The following is a 15,711-nucleotide window of genomic DNA, read 5'->3' on the forward strand; positions in this document are numbered from 1 at the left end:
GGTCACAGCCCCTTCGGAGGGACGAGCTGCAGATAGACGCCCGTCAGGACCATGTTCACGAAGAAGAGGATGAGGAAGGTGAAGACGACCGACTGGTTGACCACGTCACCCACGCCCTTGGGACCGCCCTTGGGATTCAGCCCGCGGTAGGCGGCCACCACACCGGCGATGAAGCCGAAGACCAGCGCCTTGAACTCGCCGATGTACAGGTCGGGCAGCTGGGCAAGGGCGGAGAAGCTGGCCACGTACGCGCCCGGGGTGCCGTTTTGCATCACGACGTTGAAGAAGTAGCCGCCCAGCGTGCCCACCACGGAGACCAGGCCGTTGAGGAGCAGCCCGACCAGCATCACGGCAAGGACCCGGGGCACGACCAGACGCTGGACGGGCGAGACGCCCATGACACGCATGGCGTCCAGCTCCTCGCGGATGGTGCGCGAGGCGAGGTCCGCGCAGATCGCGGACCCGGCGACGCCCGAGATGAGCAGGGAGACGATCAGCGGGCTTGCCTGCTGGATGATGACCAGGACGCTGGCGCCGCCGGTGAAGGACTGGGCGCCGAACTGCTCGATCAGGGAGCCCACCTGCAGGGCGATGACCGCTCCGAAGGGGATGGTCACCAGCATTGCGGGCAGGATCGTGACACTGGCGATGAACCAGAACTGCTCGACGAACTCACGCCACTGGAAGGGCCGTTTGAAGATCAGACGGAGCACGCTCAGGGCGAGCGCGAACATGTGGCCGACCTCGCGCAGCACGCCCAGGCCCGGCAGGGGCTGACGCGGGGCGGGGGGCGCGCTCATGTGGCCGCTCCCCTGACCACCCGGTGCGCGGCAAGCGTGGGGGCGTCGCCCTCGCGCAGGCTCGCCTCGATGGCGCGGCGGGCCGCGGGCGGCAGATCGTGCAGCATGCCCTGGACACGCTCCCGGCGCCGGCGCACCGCCTGGCGCTCGGGCAGCCCGGGAGTGGGTGCCAGCTGCGGCACGATGGTGCGCTCGACGGAGGGCCCGGCGACGATGCCGTGCGCGGCCTCCAGGTCCAAGGTGGCCTGGTCCTTCTCCTCCGACATGCCGATGGGCCCTGCCCTGCGGGCGCTGAGAAACTGCTCGACCACCGGCTCCTCGCTGGTCAGGAGCACTTCGCGCGGCCCGAAGGTCACCAGGTTGCGGCGGAACAGCATTCCCATGTTGTCCGGGACGGTCGCCGCGATGTCGAGGTTGTGGGTGACGATGAGCATCGTCGCGTCGATCTCCGCGTTGATGTCGATGAGCAACTGCGAGAGGTAGGAGGTGCGCACCGGGTCGAGTCCCGAGTCCGGCTCGTCGCACAGGATGATCTGCGGGTCGAGCACAAGGGCCCTGGCCAGGCCCACGCGTTTGCGCATGCCGCCCGATATCTCGCCGGGCAGCTTCTTCTCGGCACCCGCGAGGCCGACCAGTTCGAGCCGCTCCATGACGATGCGGCGGATCTCCGATTCCTTCTTGCGGGTGTGCTCGCGCAGCGGGAAGGCGACGTTGTCGAAGAGGCTGAGCGAGCCGAAGAGCGCGCCGTCCTGGAACATCAGGCCGAACAGTTTGCGGGCCTCGTACACGTCCCGCTCCCGGCTGTTGACCATGTCGACGCCGTCGATGAGGACGTGCCCCTGCTCGGGGCGGACCAGGCCGACGATCGACTTCAGGAAGACCGTCTTGCCGGTGCCGGACGGGCCGAGCATCACGCTGACCTCGCCGCGCGGCAGGGTCAGGGTCACGTTCTGCCAGATGTTCTGCTTGCCGAACGACTTGGTCAGTCCCTCGACGACCACTTCGACTCCCATCGCACCTCCTTGCTCAGAGTTCGGGGTTGCTCACGGTTGGGGCCTGCCTCGGCCCCCGGGCTCGCGGCCCGCGGCTCGCTCGGCGGTCAGAGGTCGGGAAGCTCAGGGACCTTGCAGGTTGATCCGGCGCCGCAGACCCGCCCCTGGCGGATCTTCAGGGCGTTGCCGGGCCCGGAGACCGCGCCGGAAAGCAGCGCGTCCAGGTCCTCGCCGCGCGTGCCGCACCCGCTCAGCGCGGGAATGTCCAGCTCACCCTGCAGCAGCCCGCCCTCACTGACCGGATAGCTGCCGGTCAGCTCCGTCTCGACGGGCCGCGAGGTGCGGCAGCGGGGTCCGACCTCCAGGGGCACCCCGTTGATGCGTACGTCGTACAGGCGCAGATGCTGGCGGTAGCCGACCCTGGTCACCGGCGCCTTGCCCGGCCGGATGATGTTGACGATGGTCGCCGGCTCGGGTTCGAAGCGGACCTTGGCGGTGGTCGGCTGGAAGCCGAAGGTGAGGAACGTGCCCTGTGTGTCGGGCAGTTGCATCAGGCCCAGGTGGTCGTACTCGACGTAGTCGGGCGCCCTGACCTCGCGCATCCGCATGGCCAGGTGCATCAGGCCGACCCGTTGCGCGCGCGGGTCGTTGACCAGGGCCGAGCTCTTGAGTTTGTGCAGGGTGGCAAAGCCCGCCGGCACCGCGCACATCGAGGTCGGCTCCAGCTCGCTGACCTCCCCGCCCGGCGGCACCGCCGGCAGCCGCTTCGGGTCGAGCGTGCCCTTGGGCGGCTGTGCGGGGCAGGCGTCCATGGCGGCGCGGGGCCGCGGCCCCGCGTCGATCCCCCCGGGTGCCTCGCGCGGGGAATCGCCGCCCGGGGCGGCGGAGCCACTGGGCGGAGCCGACGGCGTTCCCGAGGCGGGTGCCTCGACGGGAACGGCCGCGAGCAAGGTGTCCGCTCCCCTGGCCGGGGTGCAGGCCAGCTCGGCTTGGACGGGCTGTCCCCCGCCCTCACCGGTCACGGCCGTGAGGGTGAGGTCCAATTCCCCCGCCCTGAAGGTGACATCGCCCGCCGAGTCGACCGTCACATAGGGCACGTCGCCGCCGAGGCCGATCTCCACGGCGCCCTGAGCGGGCAGCCGCACCTCGGCCGAAGCCAGGTCCGCCCACTCGGCGTGCGCCCGCTCGCGCCCCTGGGCGACCGTCGTGGCCAGCACGCCCTTCCCCGCGACCGACGCCGTCCCTGCGGGCAGCAGCGCGACCACAACTGAGCGTGGCAGGGTCGTGCTCACCCTCACCTCCGTGGGCCTGATCGGTTTCCCGACCGCACCGCGCTCGGGAAAAGTGGCACCGAAGGCGATGTCGACCTGCCGGCCCCCCGAAGGCAGGGTGCAGTCGTACGCGGCCGTGAGCCGGGCTTCGCGCTGATCCCGCGCCACCGAGCCCGAACCGGGCAGCAGGCCGAGCACACACGCCGCGACGGCGACCGCAGCCACCCGTGCGGTGCGCCGACCGCTCAGGGCACCAGTCATCGCTGCTCTCCGATCAGAGGGCGGACCCCGCGGCGGGAGGGCCGCCGCGGGGTCCGGTGGAGTGGTCCCCACGTGGTCCGGGGAGGGAGCCGGTACCACTGGCGCGAAGGGGCATCCGCACCCGGAGGACCGAAGCAGGCACCGGGCAATACCGTCCAATAAAGCCCGATCCGCTTCCTGTTCGACTTTCGAATCGGACCTTACGCACGAGTAACTGAACGGCGCAACGGCCGAAATGGAAAAGCACCCCGGACCAAAAACACCAGGCATTTCCTTGTCCCTGGCACAGCAAATCCGAGAGCGCCTTCGTCCAGAGATGAGTACTCCGCGCCCGGCCTCTTGACGAAGGCCGCGCTCACGTCTCCGCACGAGAACACACCCGGAGTCGGGCACCCGCTTTTGTCACCCTGACAACAACATGCGAAAGAGGTTCATCCAGCGGTGAGCACTCCGCTGCCGACCTCTTGACGGGCCTCACTGGGGCAGGGCGCCCTGAACACGTCACCAGCGGAACGGGGTTGTCCGAAAGGGAGTGGAGAGCAGGGTGCACACCGGCTGTCCATGGTCTACCGTGCCAGGGGTTCCACAGCGCCAAGATCACTTATGACCCGCCGTCAGCCGGCGACCACCGGGGTCGTCAGGAGCCGAATGCACCCCCGGGCACTGCCGGTCAGCGGTTTCGATCACGGGCGGAGTAAGGGGAGTTCCATGACTACTGCATTAAGGGCGGGGGACGCGGGACATCCAGTGTCCGCCCTCCCCCGCGAGTTCGCCGCGATCATGCGCCCAGAACTGCCCGGACTCATCCAGGAAGTCATCGAGGAGATCCACCGTTCCTACCCCGAGTACGCGGAAGTTCTCGACGGCCCCTATTCCCGGGCCGTGCATCTTATCGTCGAGCACAACCTGACGAGCTTCGTGGATCAGGTCGCCGCCCCGGACACCTCCACCGTGCAACGCGACAAGGTGTGCCGCATGTTCGGCCGTTTCGAGGCCTATGAGGGCCGCAGCCTGGACACCATGCAGGCCATCTTCCGGCTCGGCGCCCGGCTCGCCCTCAACCGCGCCAAGGGCGTGCTGCGGCGGCTCAACCTGCCGGCCGGTCTGATGCTCTCCTTCGCCGACGCCCTGCTGGCCTACGTGGACAACCTCATGGAAGTCTCCCGCGAGGGCTACCAAGAGGCCAAGTCAGAGATGGAACAGGGCCAGGACATCCAGCGCCAGCGGCTCCTGAAACACCTCCTGTCGGACGTGTCCGTCCCCCGGGCAACCCTCGTCGAACTGGCCGAGCGCGCCAAGTGGCAGCTGCCCGACGAGGTCACACCGATCGCGTTCAGCACGGACGGCCGGCCCGACCGGGGCGCCATCGCCGAGGACGTCCTGGTCGACCTGAGCTCCTCGCTGCCGCACGCCCTCATCCCCGGGGCCGTCGACGAGCACCGCCGCGCTTTCATGGACGCGGCCCCGCACACCCTGCGCGCGGCCGTGGGCCTGACCGTCCCGCTGGCTGACGCGGCGGAATCCTTGCGCTGGGCCCGAAGAGCCCTGAGTCTCGCCGAGGCGGGCGTCCTGGAAAGCGCCCCCTACATACACTGCGCGGACCATCTGGTGGCCCTTTCCCTCTTCGCCGACCCCGGCCTGATCTCGGCGCTCGCCAAGCAGCAGCTCGCCCCTCTGGCGGGCCTGACGGCCAATCAGCGCGACCGGCTCATCAGCACCCTGCGCGCGTGGCTCGACACCCGCGGAAATGTCCTGCAGATGGCCGACGCGCTCCACCTGCACCCGCAGACGGTCCGCTACCGCCTGCGCAACCTGGAGAAGGTCTTCGGTGACCTGCTGGGCTCACCGGACGACCGGTTCGCCACCGAACTGGTCCTGCGTGCCCTGGAGTTGCGCTCCCGGCGCAGTGCCACGGCTCACCGGCCGGCCCCGCCCGTCACGGGCTGACCCCCGTCCTGATCAGCCGCCCCTCCACCGTGCCGATCACCAGGTCGCCGTCCGGACCGGCGCTCAGGCACGTCGGGGTGTAGTCGTGCCCGCCAAGGGTGAGCGTGCGGCGCCGCACCACCGTGCCGTCCGCTGCCCGCAACGTGAGCAGCTCGCAGGCCCCGGCCCCCGTCACGGCGTGCAGGAGACCGTCATGGACGTCGACTGCGGTGACCTGTACGTCGAATCGGTGGGCCCAGACCACCGCGCCGTCCGGGTAGGCGCGGCGTACGAGGTGGGTGCCCTCGCGCGACGTGCAGGTGTGGACGATCCCCGGCCCGGCCTCGTCGTCGACGTACACGGCGGGCCCGCCGCGCAGGACGGGGCCAAGGGTGTCGTCCCAGGCGAGCGGGAACAGCCGCTCGATCCCGCCGGGGTCCGCCCGCACCACCCACTTCTCCAGCAGTTCCGTCCTGACCTCCGCGGCGCCGACGCCGTAGAGGAAGAGCAGATGGGGCGAGCGTCGTACCGGAAATTCGAAGGAAGTGCCGCTCTCCCCCAGAGCCAGGGTGGCCAGCTGTCGCCCGGACGGCGTGAGCACCACGCTCTCACTTGGCGGCCAGTTCGGTCCGGGGAACAGTTCCCGGGAGTCCCTGGCCACCCAGGCACCATCCGAGCGCGCGGCGATGGCGACGGGGAAGTCGAGGCGCAGTTCGGCGAGTTGAGTGCCGTCGGCGAGGGCGAACCGGCGCAGCAGGGTGCGCCGGTTACTGCTGTCGCCCTCCAGGACGGTGGCCCACACGCTCTCCTGGTCCGGGGTGACGTACCAGCGACAGCCGTTGCGCTGAAACGCGTCATCAGGCACCGGCACGGTCCACTGCAGGACACCGTGCGGCGACCAGCACTCCACCAGGGCGCCGCTCCATGATGAGACCAGCATCCGGCCGTCCCCCAGCACCTCCACCAGGGACGTTGCGGTCCGCCGGGTCCAGGTGCGGCCCTGGTCGGCGGCGACGGCGGCGAGGTAGCGCTGCGGCTGGTCGATGCCCGGCCCCTTGATGCTGCTCCAGTCGACTTCCACCGGCCTCTGCGGCCAGGAGACCTGTGCCGCGAGCACGTCAGCGCTCACGCCGTGCCAGTTGTCGTGCTCGACGGCGGATCGCGTGTACGTCACGCCCGGGTCGTCGTAGTCGATGACCGGCCGAGCGAACGTCACCTCCAGGCAGCGCGCGTCCCGCCAGCCCAGAGCGGTGACGCCGGCCCCGGCGACAGCCACGTCGGTACGGCGCCGGGTCTCCACCTCATAAAGGTGCAGTCCGCCCCGGAGTTCGAACTCGTCGCCCTCCTCCGTGCCCACGGCAAGCAGGGGCAGGACGGGGTGAAAGGCGAGGCCCTCGATGCCCTGCGCCAGCACGATCTGGTCCCACAAGGCGAGATCGCTCGTCCGGTAGACGGCGACCCGCCCCCGACCGGCGCGGCCGCTCGCGTGACAACTGACGGCGATCCAGCGGCCGTCCGCGCTCACGTCGGTCGTGAACGGGTGGCCGATCTCGGGGAACGGGTCATCGGGTATGAGGTGCACCGCAGGAGCGTATCGTTCGAAGATCCCCGGCAAACGTATGACTCTGCAGCAGCCTGCACCCTGCAGCCACGCCCATCCTGGCCGTGGCCCGAGTCCCGCAAGCCGAACACTATGACCGAAACGACCAAGGCGTAGCTATCGGATCCACCCGGTCCCTAGCATCCTCCCCGCGGCGCACCACGCGTCGCGACAGGACAAGGAGCCGCGTCTTGAAGAGCTTGCGATCGTTGCTGTCCCACCCCCCACGGCCGCGCACCGGCAGACAGCAACGTGCGGCACTCGTCGCCGGCCTCGTCGGCGTCGTCGTGGCCGGCACACTCACCGCCACACCCAGTGCCCACGCCGAGCCGGGCCGCCCCCACCAGGCCGCCTGTCCTGCGGATTTGGAGGGCAAGGCGACCTGTTACTCCGGTCAGGACGCCAACGGCGCGTACTACTCCATCGCCGTCCCGCGGAACTGGAAGGGCTCGCTCGTCGTCCATGCCCACGGCGGTCCTGATCTCGGCGACGGCTCCGACCCCGAGCGCAGCGCCGGCGACCTGGAGCGTTGGGCGGTGATGGTCAAGGAAGGCTATGCCTGGGCCGGCTCGTCGTATCGTCGCGGCGGGTATGGCACCCGGATGGCCGCCGCGGACACGGAAAACGTACGGCGCCTGTTCGTGCACAAGTTCGGGAAGCCGAAGCGCACCTATGTGCACGGCCAGTCCTGGGGCGGGGGCGTCGCCGCCAAGGTGGTCGAGACCTACGCCTCCAAGCACGGCCCCTACGACGGAGCCCTGCTGACCAACGGTCTTTTGGCAGGAGGATCACGTGGCTACGACTACCGCGTCGACCTGCGCGCGGTCTACCAGTACTACTGCCGCAACCATCCCCGCCCGAGTGAGCCGCAGTACCCACTGTGGGAAGGCCTGCGCGCAGGGTCGTCGATGACGAACGCGGGCCTGCGCGCCCGGCTGCAGGAGTGCACCGGATTCACCTCGCCCCCCGAGGAACGAACCGCACTGCAGCAGCGCAACCTGCACGACATCCTGGCAGTGACCGGGGTCCCGGAGCGCACCCTGGAGTCGCACCTGCGCTTTGCGACGTTCACTTTCCGCGACATCGTGCACAACCGCCTCGGTGGCCGCAATCCGTTCAGCAACGCGGGGGTGCGGTACTCCGGATCCCACGACGACAAGGCCCTCAACGCCGGCGTGGCACGGTTCCGCGCGGACCCGACCGCCGTACGCGATCTGTCTTACGACAGCGACCTCACCGGGAAGGTGTCGGTTCCCGTCCTGACGATGCATGCCATCGACGACCCGACCGTTTTCGTGGAACACGAGGCGGCCTACCGCGCGTCCCTCGCCGGTGCGCACCGAAGCCGGTACCTGGTGCAGACGTACACCAAGGAGAGCGAACACAGTGGGCTGAGCACCTCTGAGTACGCCAACTCCATTGCCGCACTCGACAGTTGGGTCCGCACCGGCAAGAAGCCCAGTGCGGGGAGCGTCGCTGCGTCCTGCCCGGCATTCGATCGCACCTACGGGACCGGCTGCTTCTACGATCCGGCCTTCACTCCTGCCCCCTACGCCTCACGGGTCGAGCCCCGGCCCAACGGCTTGAAGTGGCCTTCCATGACGGCTCGGCAGGAGAGGACGTGGAGCCGGATCGACGGCGTCGGTATCGCTGCCCGGTAGGTCTCCGCACATGGTCGACCGGGGAGGCCGTCCGTCAGCCGTTCGCCAGGGCTCGCACGCGGTCCAGGTTCCCGTTGAACCGGTCGTGGTCGCCGACGGTCGGACCCTTTGAGGTGTACTGCCAGATGGTCTGGTACTTCCAGCCGCCGGGCAGGGCTCCGACGGACGAACCGTAGCGCGGCACCCACAGCGGATTGGTCTTGCTGAACGCGGAGCTGTTGCCGGTGCAGGTCTTCCACCAGTTCGTGGAGGTGTACAGGACGACGTCCCGGCCGGTCTTGGCCTTGTAGGTCCTGAAGAAGTCCCTGACCCAGTTGACCATGCCCTGCTTGGTCAGTCCGTAACAGGTGGCTCCGTAGGGGTTGTACTCCATGTCCAGCGCACCGGGAAGGGTCTTGCCGTCCTTGGACCAGCCACCGCCGTGAGCGAGGAAATAGCGGGCCTGGGTAGCACCGCTGGAGGTGTTGGGGAGGGCGAAGTGGTAGGCACCCCGGATCATGCCTGCGTTGTATGACCCGTTGTACTGCTGGGTGAAGTACGGGTTCTTGTAACTCTTGGACTCCGTGGCCTTGATGTAGGCGAACCTCACGCCGGACTTGCGCAGCGTGGACCATGCGACCTTGCGCTGATGACTGCTGACGTCCACGCCTTCGGTTGTTCCCGCGGCGGCGGTGAGTCCCACGCCGCTCCTGGTCGTTGCCGGTCCCTCATGCTTGAGGATCTGGGAGCCGGCGAAGTCATCTTCGGGGTGGGTGGGCTCGGGCGCTGAAGGGGCGGCGCCTGCCGTACCAGGCAGGAGCAGAGCAAGAGCGCAGACGCCGCCACCCACGGCGGTGAGGGCAGTGAACATCCGGCGAGGTGTACGGGCGGGCACAGACACGGACATGAGACTCCTCCTCAGGGGGCACGCTCAGCCTGCATGGCGGCAGGTGCCATCCACTGAGGGGCGCGCGGGGAGCGCGACTCACGTCACCTGAAACGCCCTACGATGCCGTGCCTCTCGGCTCCAGAGGACCGTGATGTCGATGACCGAAGGTGACCAGGCGATCGGGTCCTTGGATCAGCACCCCATAACGGCGGATGGCCGCCCGCATGCTGCCCTCACGCAAGCGCCCACGGCCCCTGCCCGGCACGTCACTGACTCCCGTGCCGAGCGGGCGAGGGCGGCGGCGATGCCGGTATGGGGGCGGCCACGTTGCCGACGGCGCGCTTGAAGTCGGGGCAGTCGACGATCGGTTCGTGGTCGCAGGTTGCCGCGTGGCGCAGGCTGTCACGAAGGCGCGTGAGCTGGCCGACCTGCTCGTCCAGGGCGCGGGCTCTGGCGGCCATTCGGTCGCGCAGGTCGTCGTCGGAGGGCCCCGCCACGAGGAAGCGACCGATCTCGGCGATGGAGAGTCCGGCGCTGCGAGCGCAGGTGATCAGCGCCAACCGGTCCAGGACGTCGGGCCGGTAGGTACGGCGCAGGCCGTTGCGGCCCGCCGCGGCGATCAGCCCCTTCTTCTCGTAGAACCGCAGGGCGGAGGGCGCGAGCCCGGAGCGCTCAGCGACTTCGGCGATGTCCAGCAACGCAACGCTCATCAAAGCTCCTTGACTTGAAGCGCGGTTCAAGTCGCAGTCTAGGCGACATGAGAATTCAGCACTTGAACTGCGGCTCGGTCCGCACGATCGAAGCAACCTACGAGGGCCCGCAGCCCGCGCCCGCCGTCAACCACTGCCTGCTGGTGGAGACCGACACCGACGGCCTGGTCCTGATCGAGACGGGGCTGGGCCTCGGCGACGTCCGGGACCCGGCGGGCACGCTCGGCGACGACTGGGTCACCATGGCCCAGCCCGCGCTCGACGAGGCGGAAACAGCCGTCCGGCAGATCGCCCGGCTGGGTTACACCCCGTCCGACGTCCGCCACATCATCGTCACCCACCTGGACGTCGACCACAGCGGCGGGCTCCCCGACTTTCCCGATGCCCACGTCCATCTGCTCGCCTCGGAACTGAGCGCAGCGCACGCTCAGTCGCCCAGTCTCCGCTATCGGGCGGCCCACTGGTCCCACGAACCTCGCTGGGTTCCCTACGGCCCCGAGTCCGATGAGCAGTGGTACGGCTTCACGGCATTGCAGGCGAAGGGGCTGCCGGAGGAGATCAAGCTTGTCCCGCTCGGCGGTCACTCCGAGGGACACACCGGTGTCGCCGTGCACGACGGCGAACGCTGGCTTCTCCACTGCGGTGACGCCTACTACTACCACCGCGAACTGGGTGCCCAAAAGGAAGTGCATCCCGTGCTCGACCCCGTGCAGACCCTTTCTCAGGTCGCGCCCGATCTGCGGCTGGGGACCCAGGCCCGGTTGCGAGAGCTGATCCGTGAGCACGGTGACCAGGTCGAGGTCTTCTCGGCACATGACCCGTGGGAGTTCGCCCGCTACGTGGAGGGCGGAGGGCCGACGGCCCCATAGAGCCCACGGCTTCCCTGCCCCACCACCGGGACCATCCGACAGGGCGGCCCGGCGCCACGTACGGCACGAGAGTCGCAGTCCATGCGCGAGCCGCGACGGCGGCTGGTCCCGGCGGCCATGACGCGACTACATCGGCGTAACGGGCGCACGGCCCCCCCGACAGGATGGGTCAAGCGCGGTCCCAGACCGGGGCGTCCGTCCCCCACAGGCCCGGCGGGCGCGCCCAGTTCGCCGGGCCCCCCTCGTACGAGATGGGCGGCAGTGCGTGCCGCAGTCGGCCCATGGGGCTGTCGGTCTCGGTCAGCCGGTGCTCGGCGTCGAAGCCCTCGTCCTCGCCCGGAGCGGGTTTGAGGTCGTGGACCAGCCAGTGCGCGGTCTGTGTCAGGGCCAGGCGGACCAGCCGGGTGCCGCCTGTTCGGTGCTGCTCGGTGAGCGCGCGCAGCACCCCGGCCGCGAGCAGATAGCCGGTGCCGTGGTCGAGCGCCTGGGCGGGCAGCACGCCGGGCGAGTCGGGCGAACCCTCCAGCTCGGCAATGCCGGTGGCCACCTGGACCAGGCTGTCGAAGCCGCGCCGCTCGTGCCACGGCCCGTAGCGGCCCCACGCGGAGAGTTGGGCGATCACGAGTCCCGGACGGCGCTCGGCGAGCGCCTCGGGCGTCAGTCCGAACCGTTCCAGCGCGCCCGGCCGGTAGCCGGTGACCAGCACGTCCGCCGCATCGAGCAGTTCTTCGAACACCCTACGGTCAGTGGCCTCTGCAAGGTCCAGGGTGGTCGAGCGTTTCCCCATCCCTGTGTCGTTGTGGGCCTCCTGCTGTTCCGGCAGTTGTGGGGCGTCGATCCGCAGCACGTCAGCGCCGAGCAGCGCCAGCGTGCGGGTGGCGACCGGTCCGGCCAGCACCCGGGTCAGATCCAGGACGCGCAGCCCCGCGCACGGCAGTGCGGCACCGCCGGGTATCCGCTCCGGGGTTTCGTCGATGCGCGCAGTCGTCAGCAAGGGCTGCCCCGCAGCCATGACCCCCTGCTCGCTCTTGGCCCAGTCCTCGGGGCCTCGTGCCGCGACGGCCAAGCCACCCGCCGCGTACACGCTCTCCTCCAACTCAAGTGCGATACGCCCCGCGATCACCCGGGCCACCGCGTCCACTGCCTCCTCGCCGGCACCCCCCGGCACCCCGAGAGCGGCGAGCAATCGGGTTCGGTGGTGCGGGTAGTTGGCGTGTGTACGCACCCATCCGTCGGCCGCACGCCAGAATCGGGACAGCGGCGAGAAGGTCGGCCACGCCTCCCCGTCGACCCGCACGAATCGGTCGCTGAGGAACGCCGCCGCGACCGCCTCGTCATCGACCCGCACACGGGGCACGGGGTGCCCCGCGCGCAGGGAAACGAGCTCAGCTGCCGCCAACGAGCACGCCGCCACACTGGCCCGAGCCAGCTCCATGACGGGCAGCCGCGCCGGCAGCCCGCCGGACGCACCGCCGTAAGACACCCCGTCCAGCAGCGACGGATCGCCACCCAGTGCCGCCCAAGCCTGCGAGGTCCCGGACATGATCGGAGCATGCATACTCGCACTGTGGCACTGAGGCCCACCTACGGGAAAGGGTGCGCCACATGTTCGACGGCCGGGAATAGACCTGGTCGAACCTCTGACGCGCATCTACCGTGCGCCTATGACCGAACTGCGTGTACGCAAGTACGAGCGGTGGTTCAGCGCCGCAGACGTCGACGGCGACAGCGCGATAACGCGGCAGGACGTCGTCATGATGAGCGAACGCTACGTCCAGGCCAGGGGCCTCTCCCCCGACTCACCTCAGGCACAGCAGATGTACGACACCATGCAGGAGTTCTGGGAGTCCGTGATCGCCCCCGCCGACGCGGACAAGGACGACAGGGTGACCTCGGCGGAACTCACCCAGGCATTCGCCGCCGCCTTCACCGACCGTGCTCGTTACCCCGAGGAACTCGCGCCGGTCGCCGACCGCTTCTTCGACCTGGCCGACGCCGACGGCGACGGCGCACTCAGCCGCACCGAGTTCACCCACATCTTCGGAAGTACGGGGCGGGCCCCCGACGCCGAGTGCGCCGATGTGTTCAACGCGCTCGACCTCGACTCCTCCGGAGCCCTGTCGCGGAGCGAGTACCACAAAGCCGTCTCCGAGTTCTTCTACGGCAACGATCCCAAATCGCCGGCCAACCACATATTCGGCCGTCTCACGTAAGGGAAGGGCGTCTGCCCCCGCGGGAACGGGATCATTCCTCCGCGTCGCGGACCAGGAGCGCGATTTGCACCCGGTTCTCGACCGCCAGCTTGGCGAACAGGTTGCCTGTGTGTGCCTTGACGGTCGCGACGCTGATGTGCAGCCGCTGCGCGATCTCCGGGTTGCCCAGGCCGTCCGCGATGGCCCGTGCCGTTTCGCGTTCTCGTTCGGTCAAGGCCGACAGCTTTGCCCGTGCGGCGTCGCGGGACGATGCGCGAACGTGAGCCGACTGTGGCCCGGTGGCTGCGGCGATCACCCGTGACGCGGCCGCCGGCGACAGCACGGGTTCCCCGTCCGCGACGGTCCTCACCGCATCCAGGATCTGCTGCGGCCGAGTGTCCTTGAGGACGAACCCCAGTGCCCCGGCGCGCAGCGCGCCGAGCACCAGATCGTCGGAGTCGAAGGTCGTCAGCATCAGCACCCGGGGCGGCATCGCGCGGGTGAGGAGTTCGCGGGTCGCGCTGAGGCCGTCACGTCCGGGCATCCGCACGTCCATCAGCACGACGTCCGGGCGCTGCTCGTCCACCACGGTGATCGCGGCGTTCCCGTCGGCGGCCTCCGCGACGACGGTCAAATCGGGTTCGCCGTCGATGACCAGCCGCAGCGCCATGCGCACCAGCTGTTCGTCGTCGACGATGACGACACGCACTGGCTGCCGCTCGCTGTCCACTCAGGTTCTCTTTTCGTGGGTGGCCTTCGGCCAAGGTAGGTGCGCGGTGAGGACGTATCCGTGGTCGGGTGTGGGGTGATGGTCGAGACTTCCACCGGCGAGACCCACCCGTTCGGTGAGGCCGAGCAGTCCGAACCCCGACGCCGGCCGCGACCCGACTCCTGTGGTCGCCGCGGATATGGCCCTGGCCCGGGCATTACGGATGCTGATGTCGAGTTGCTGGCCCGCTGATCCTTCGAGTGTGATCCGTACGGGGGCGCCGGGAGCGTGTTTGGCGGCGTTGGTCAGTCCTTCTTGGACGACCCGGTAGCAGGTGCGTCCCACGACGTCGGACGGTGTTCCCGTCACGGTGGTGGTGAGCGTGGCGTCCAGTCCGGATGAGCGGGCTTCGGCGACCAGGTCGGGGATCCGGTCCAGGGAGGGTTGTGGTGGTTCCGGGTGACCCGGTCCGGCCCGGAGTACGCCCAGGACATCCCGTAGTTCCTCCAGGGCTTGGTGGGAGCCCTCGGCGATGCCGCGCACCAGCACCCGATTCTCCTCGGCGCTGAGGTCGCGGCGGTGATCGAGCACTCCGGCCTGCATGGCCACCAGGGAGATCCGGTGCGCGAGTACGTCGTGCATCTCGCGGGCGATCCGGTTGCGTTCCAGAGCCCGTGTCTGTGCCGCTCGTGCGGTCTGTTCCCGCTCCGCGCTCTCCGCCCGGGCCCGCAAGGACCGCACCTCCACACGGCGCGCGCCGATGGCCATGCCCACCGCCACCGCGATGCCCGCGGTCAGTGCGGGCATGGTGAGCTGGATCCACCACGTACCGGGCGGGCTCTGCACCGGATACACCCCGACGGTGAACTGTGCCGCGGTCACGTAGGCCAGCACGACCGCCCCGATCTCCACCGGACGACGCCGGGTGGCGATCGAGCCGAGCGCCGCGAGCGCGGCACCGGCGGCCAGCGTCGACACGGTCGAGGCGATCGCCGCCGTCATGGCGACGGCGAGCGGGAAACGCCGACGCCATACAAGCGCCGCCATGCAGCCGAGAGCCACCAGTGGATCTCCGACGTGGAACCAGAAGCCCGTTTCATCGCCCTGCCGGTGCAGCACCACACCGGTGTAGAGCCAGGCCGGGACCCCCACTGCCGCGGCTGCCGCCAGCCGCCAGGTCTGCTGCCACCACCCGAGCCGGGGCGCGAGGTACATGTTCACCCGGCCATTGTCGCCAACGCGTGCGGCCAGTGAGTCAGACCAAGGGCTGATCTGCCCTAGACCAAAGTTGAATAGCCGTCTCGCCCGGGGTCCAAGAAGGTGCGAGCCGCCGGGTGGATGTGGCGGATACGCCGCGCGGACAGACTCGTTCACGTTGCCGGTCAGCGGGACACGAGACGGAGCGACGCGAAGCGTAAGGCCGGTTTCACGCACTTGAGGCGGTCGGGATGGTGCCTCGTTGCCATGGCGTCCGGCGGTTGGCCACACCTCCGGACGGCGCAACCGCCCGGCGCCCCTCACGCACCCTTCAGGAGAACATCAGATGCGCAGATACCTGCCCCTTGCCCTCGTCGGCACCACGATGGCGGCGACCGCCTCGCCGAGCGTGTCGTCCGCGGCGACGCCACCGGATACCGTCCGGTGGGGCCCCTGCCCGCAGGACGTCGCCGCGCCCCATCTCGAATTGCACGTTCGGGAAACGCGCCACGATGGTGACCGCCGACCAGGGCGGCCATGGTGTCTATCCCTTCGGCCGCAACACGTGCGCGAACAGCGCGGTGACGGCTTTCCTGACCAGCAGGGAGCGCCCGACCCGGGACCTCGCCTGCGCGGCCGAGCCGAACGAATAACG

General features: G+C 69.4%; 13 protein-coding genes and 1 pseudogene. 5 read left to right on the top strand and 9 right to left on the bottom strand.

The window, feature by feature from the left end; all coding sequences use genetic code 11:
* Positions 1-2: 2 nt before the first annotated feature.
* The 3 genes from ACWD02_RS06895 to ACWD02_RS06905 form a co-directional block, all read right to left on the bottom strand.
* Positions 3-800: an MlaE family ABC transporter permease gene (locus ACWD02_RS06895; protein ID WP_451205344.1), complete on the bottom strand. Its 798-nt coding sequence runs from the start codon at positions 798-800 to the stop codon at positions 3-5.
* Complete coding sequence (locus tag ACWD02_RS06900) at positions 797-1,813, bottom strand: ABC transporter ATP-binding protein (protein WP_451205347.1); 1,017 nt, start codon at positions 1,811-1,813, stop codon at positions 797-799. Before ACWD02_RS06900 ends, ACWD02_RS06895 begins: the two co-directional genes overlap by 4 nt.
* Positions 1,814-1,899: 86 nt before the next feature.
* Positions 1,900-3,324 carry a DUF6801 domain-containing protein gene (locus ACWD02_RS06905; protein ID WP_451205350.1) on the bottom strand — a complete coding sequence of 475 codons (1,425 nt, stop codon included), beginning with the start codon at positions 3,322-3,324 and terminating at the stop codon, positions 1,900-1,902.
* Between the two features lie 708 nt (positions 3,325-4,032).
* On the opposite strand from ACWD02_RS06905, the gene ACWD02_RS06910 reads away from it, so the two are divergent.
* The gene (locus ACWD02_RS06910) at positions 4,033-5,271 is read left to right on the top strand and encodes a PucR family transcriptional regulator (protein ID WP_451205353.1); all 1,239 of its coding nucleotides are present in this window, start codon (positions 4,033-4,035) and stop codon (positions 5,269-5,271) included.
* On the opposite strand, the gene ACWD02_RS06915 is transcribed toward ACWD02_RS06910, so the two are convergent.
* Positions 5,261-6,832, bottom strand: a complete 1,572-nt coding sequence (locus ACWD02_RS06915) for a hypothetical protein (RefSeq protein WP_451205355.1) — start codon at positions 6,830-6,832, stop codon at positions 5,261-5,263. The genes ACWD02_RS06910 and ACWD02_RS06915 overlap by 11 nt on opposite strands.
* A 305-nt stretch (positions 6,833-7,137) precedes the next feature.
* Here ACWD02_RS06915 and ACWD02_RS06920 point away from each other — a divergent pair, with 305 nt between their 5' ends.
* Positions 7,138-8,511: a hypothetical protein gene (locus ACWD02_RS06920; protein WP_451205873.1), complete on the top strand. Its 1,374-nt coding sequence runs from the start codon at positions 7,138-7,140 to the stop codon at positions 8,509-8,511.
* Between the two features lie 34 nt (positions 8,512-8,545).
* On the opposite strand, the gene ACWD02_RS06925 is transcribed toward ACWD02_RS06920, so the two are convergent.
* The gene (locus ACWD02_RS06925; protein ID WP_451205358.1) at positions 8,546-9,397 is read right to left on the bottom strand and encodes a lysozyme; all 852 of its coding nucleotides are present in this window, start codon (positions 9,395-9,397) and stop codon (positions 8,546-8,548) included.
* 248 nt (positions 9,398-9,645) lie between these two features.
* Positions 9,646-10,089, bottom strand: a complete 444-nt coding sequence (locus tag ACWD02_RS06930) for a MerR family transcriptional regulator (RefSeq protein ID WP_451205361.1) — start codon at positions 10,087-10,089, stop codon at positions 9,646-9,648.
* Positions 10,090-10,136: 47 nt separating this feature from the next.
* Here ACWD02_RS06930 and ACWD02_RS06935 point away from each other — a divergent pair, with 47 nt between their 5' ends.
* On the top strand, positions 10,137-10,958 hold the full coding sequence (locus ACWD02_RS06935; RefSeq protein ID WP_451205364.1) for an MBL fold metallo-hydrolase: 822 nt from the start codon (positions 10,137-10,139) through the stop codon (positions 10,956-10,958).
* A gap of 169 nt (positions 10,959-11,127) precedes the next feature.
* On the opposite strand, the gene ACWD02_RS06940 is transcribed toward ACWD02_RS06935, so the two are convergent.
* A complete protein-coding gene (locus ACWD02_RS06940) occupies positions 11,128-12,516 on the bottom strand; it encodes a CoA transferase (RefSeq protein ID WP_451205367.1) in 1,389 nt (462 codons plus the stop codon).
* 106 nt (positions 12,517-12,622) lie between these two features.
* On the opposite strand from ACWD02_RS06940, the gene ACWD02_RS06945 reads away from it, so the two are divergent.
* A complete protein-coding gene (locus ACWD02_RS06945; RefSeq protein ID WP_451205369.1) occupies positions 12,623-13,171 on the top strand; it encodes an EF-hand domain-containing protein in 549 nt (182 codons plus the stop codon).
* Positions 13,172-13,202: 31 nt separating this feature from the next.
* Here the strand turns inward: ACWD02_RS06945 and ACWD02_RS06950 are convergent, their stop codons facing one another.
* The gene (locus ACWD02_RS06950; protein ID WP_451205372.1) at positions 13,203-13,880 is read right to left on the bottom strand and encodes a response regulator; all 678 of its coding nucleotides are present in this window, start codon (positions 13,878-13,880) and stop codon (positions 13,203-13,205) included.
* The gene (locus ACWD02_RS06955; RefSeq protein WP_451205875.1) at positions 13,881-15,074 is read right to left on the bottom strand and encodes a sensor histidine kinase; all 1,194 of its coding nucleotides are present in this window, start codon (positions 15,072-15,074) and stop codon (positions 13,881-13,883) included.
* Positions 15,075-15,550: 476 nt separating this feature from the next.
* On the opposite strand from ACWD02_RS06955, the pseudogene ACWD02_RS06960 reads away from it, so the two are divergent.
* Positions 15,551-15,709: pseudogene (locus ACWD02_RS06960) on the top strand (alpha/beta hydrolase); the annotation flags it as partial.
* Positions 15,710-15,711: the final 2 nt, after the last annotated feature.

The sequence above is a fragment of the Streptomyces sp. NPDC002853 genome (genome assembly GCF_053591915.1).

What these genes read in the sequence shown, in the direction of transcription:
- ACWD02_RS06895 (WP_451205344.1), bottom strand. Translation starts at nt 800, where the DNA reads ATGAGCGCGCCCCCCGCCCCGCGTCAGCCCCTGCCGGGCCTGGGCGTG.
- ACWD02_RS06900 (WP_451205347.1), bottom strand. Translation starts at nt 1,813, where the DNA reads ATGGGAGTCGAAGTGGTCGTCGAGGGACTGACCAAGTCGTTCGGCAAG.
- ACWD02_RS06905 (WP_451205350.1), bottom strand. Translation starts at nt 3,324, where the DNA reads ATGACTGGTGCCCTGAGCGGTCGGCGCACCGCACGGGTGGCTGCGGTC.
- ACWD02_RS06910 (WP_451205353.1), top strand. Translation starts at nt 4,033, where the DNA reads ATGACTACTGCATTAAGGGCGGGGGACGCGGGACATCCAGTGTCCGCC.
- ACWD02_RS06925 (WP_451205358.1), bottom strand. Translation starts at nt 9,397, where the DNA reads ATGTCCGTGTCTGTGCCCGCCCGTACACCTCGCCGGATGTTCACTGCC.
- ACWD02_RS06930 (WP_451205361.1), bottom strand. Translation starts at nt 10,089, where the DNA reads ATGAGCGTTGCGTTGCTGGACATCGCCGAAGTCGCTGAGCGCTCCGGG.
- ACWD02_RS06935 (WP_451205364.1), top strand. Translation starts at nt 10,137, where the DNA reads ATGAGAATTCAGCACTTGAACTGCGGCTCGGTCCGCACGATCGAAGCA.
- ACWD02_RS06940 (WP_451205367.1), bottom strand. Translation starts at nt 12,516, where the DNA reads ATGCATGCTCCGATCATGTCCGGGACCTCGCAGGCTTGGGCGGCACTG.
- ACWD02_RS06945 (WP_451205369.1), top strand. Translation starts at nt 12,623, where the DNA reads ATGACCGAACTGCGTGTACGCAAGTACGAGCGGTGGTTCAGCGCCGCA.
- ACWD02_RS06955 (WP_451205875.1), bottom strand. Translation starts at nt 15,074, where the DNA reads ATGTACCTCGCGCCCCGGCTCGGGTGGTGGCAGCAGACCTGGCGGCTG.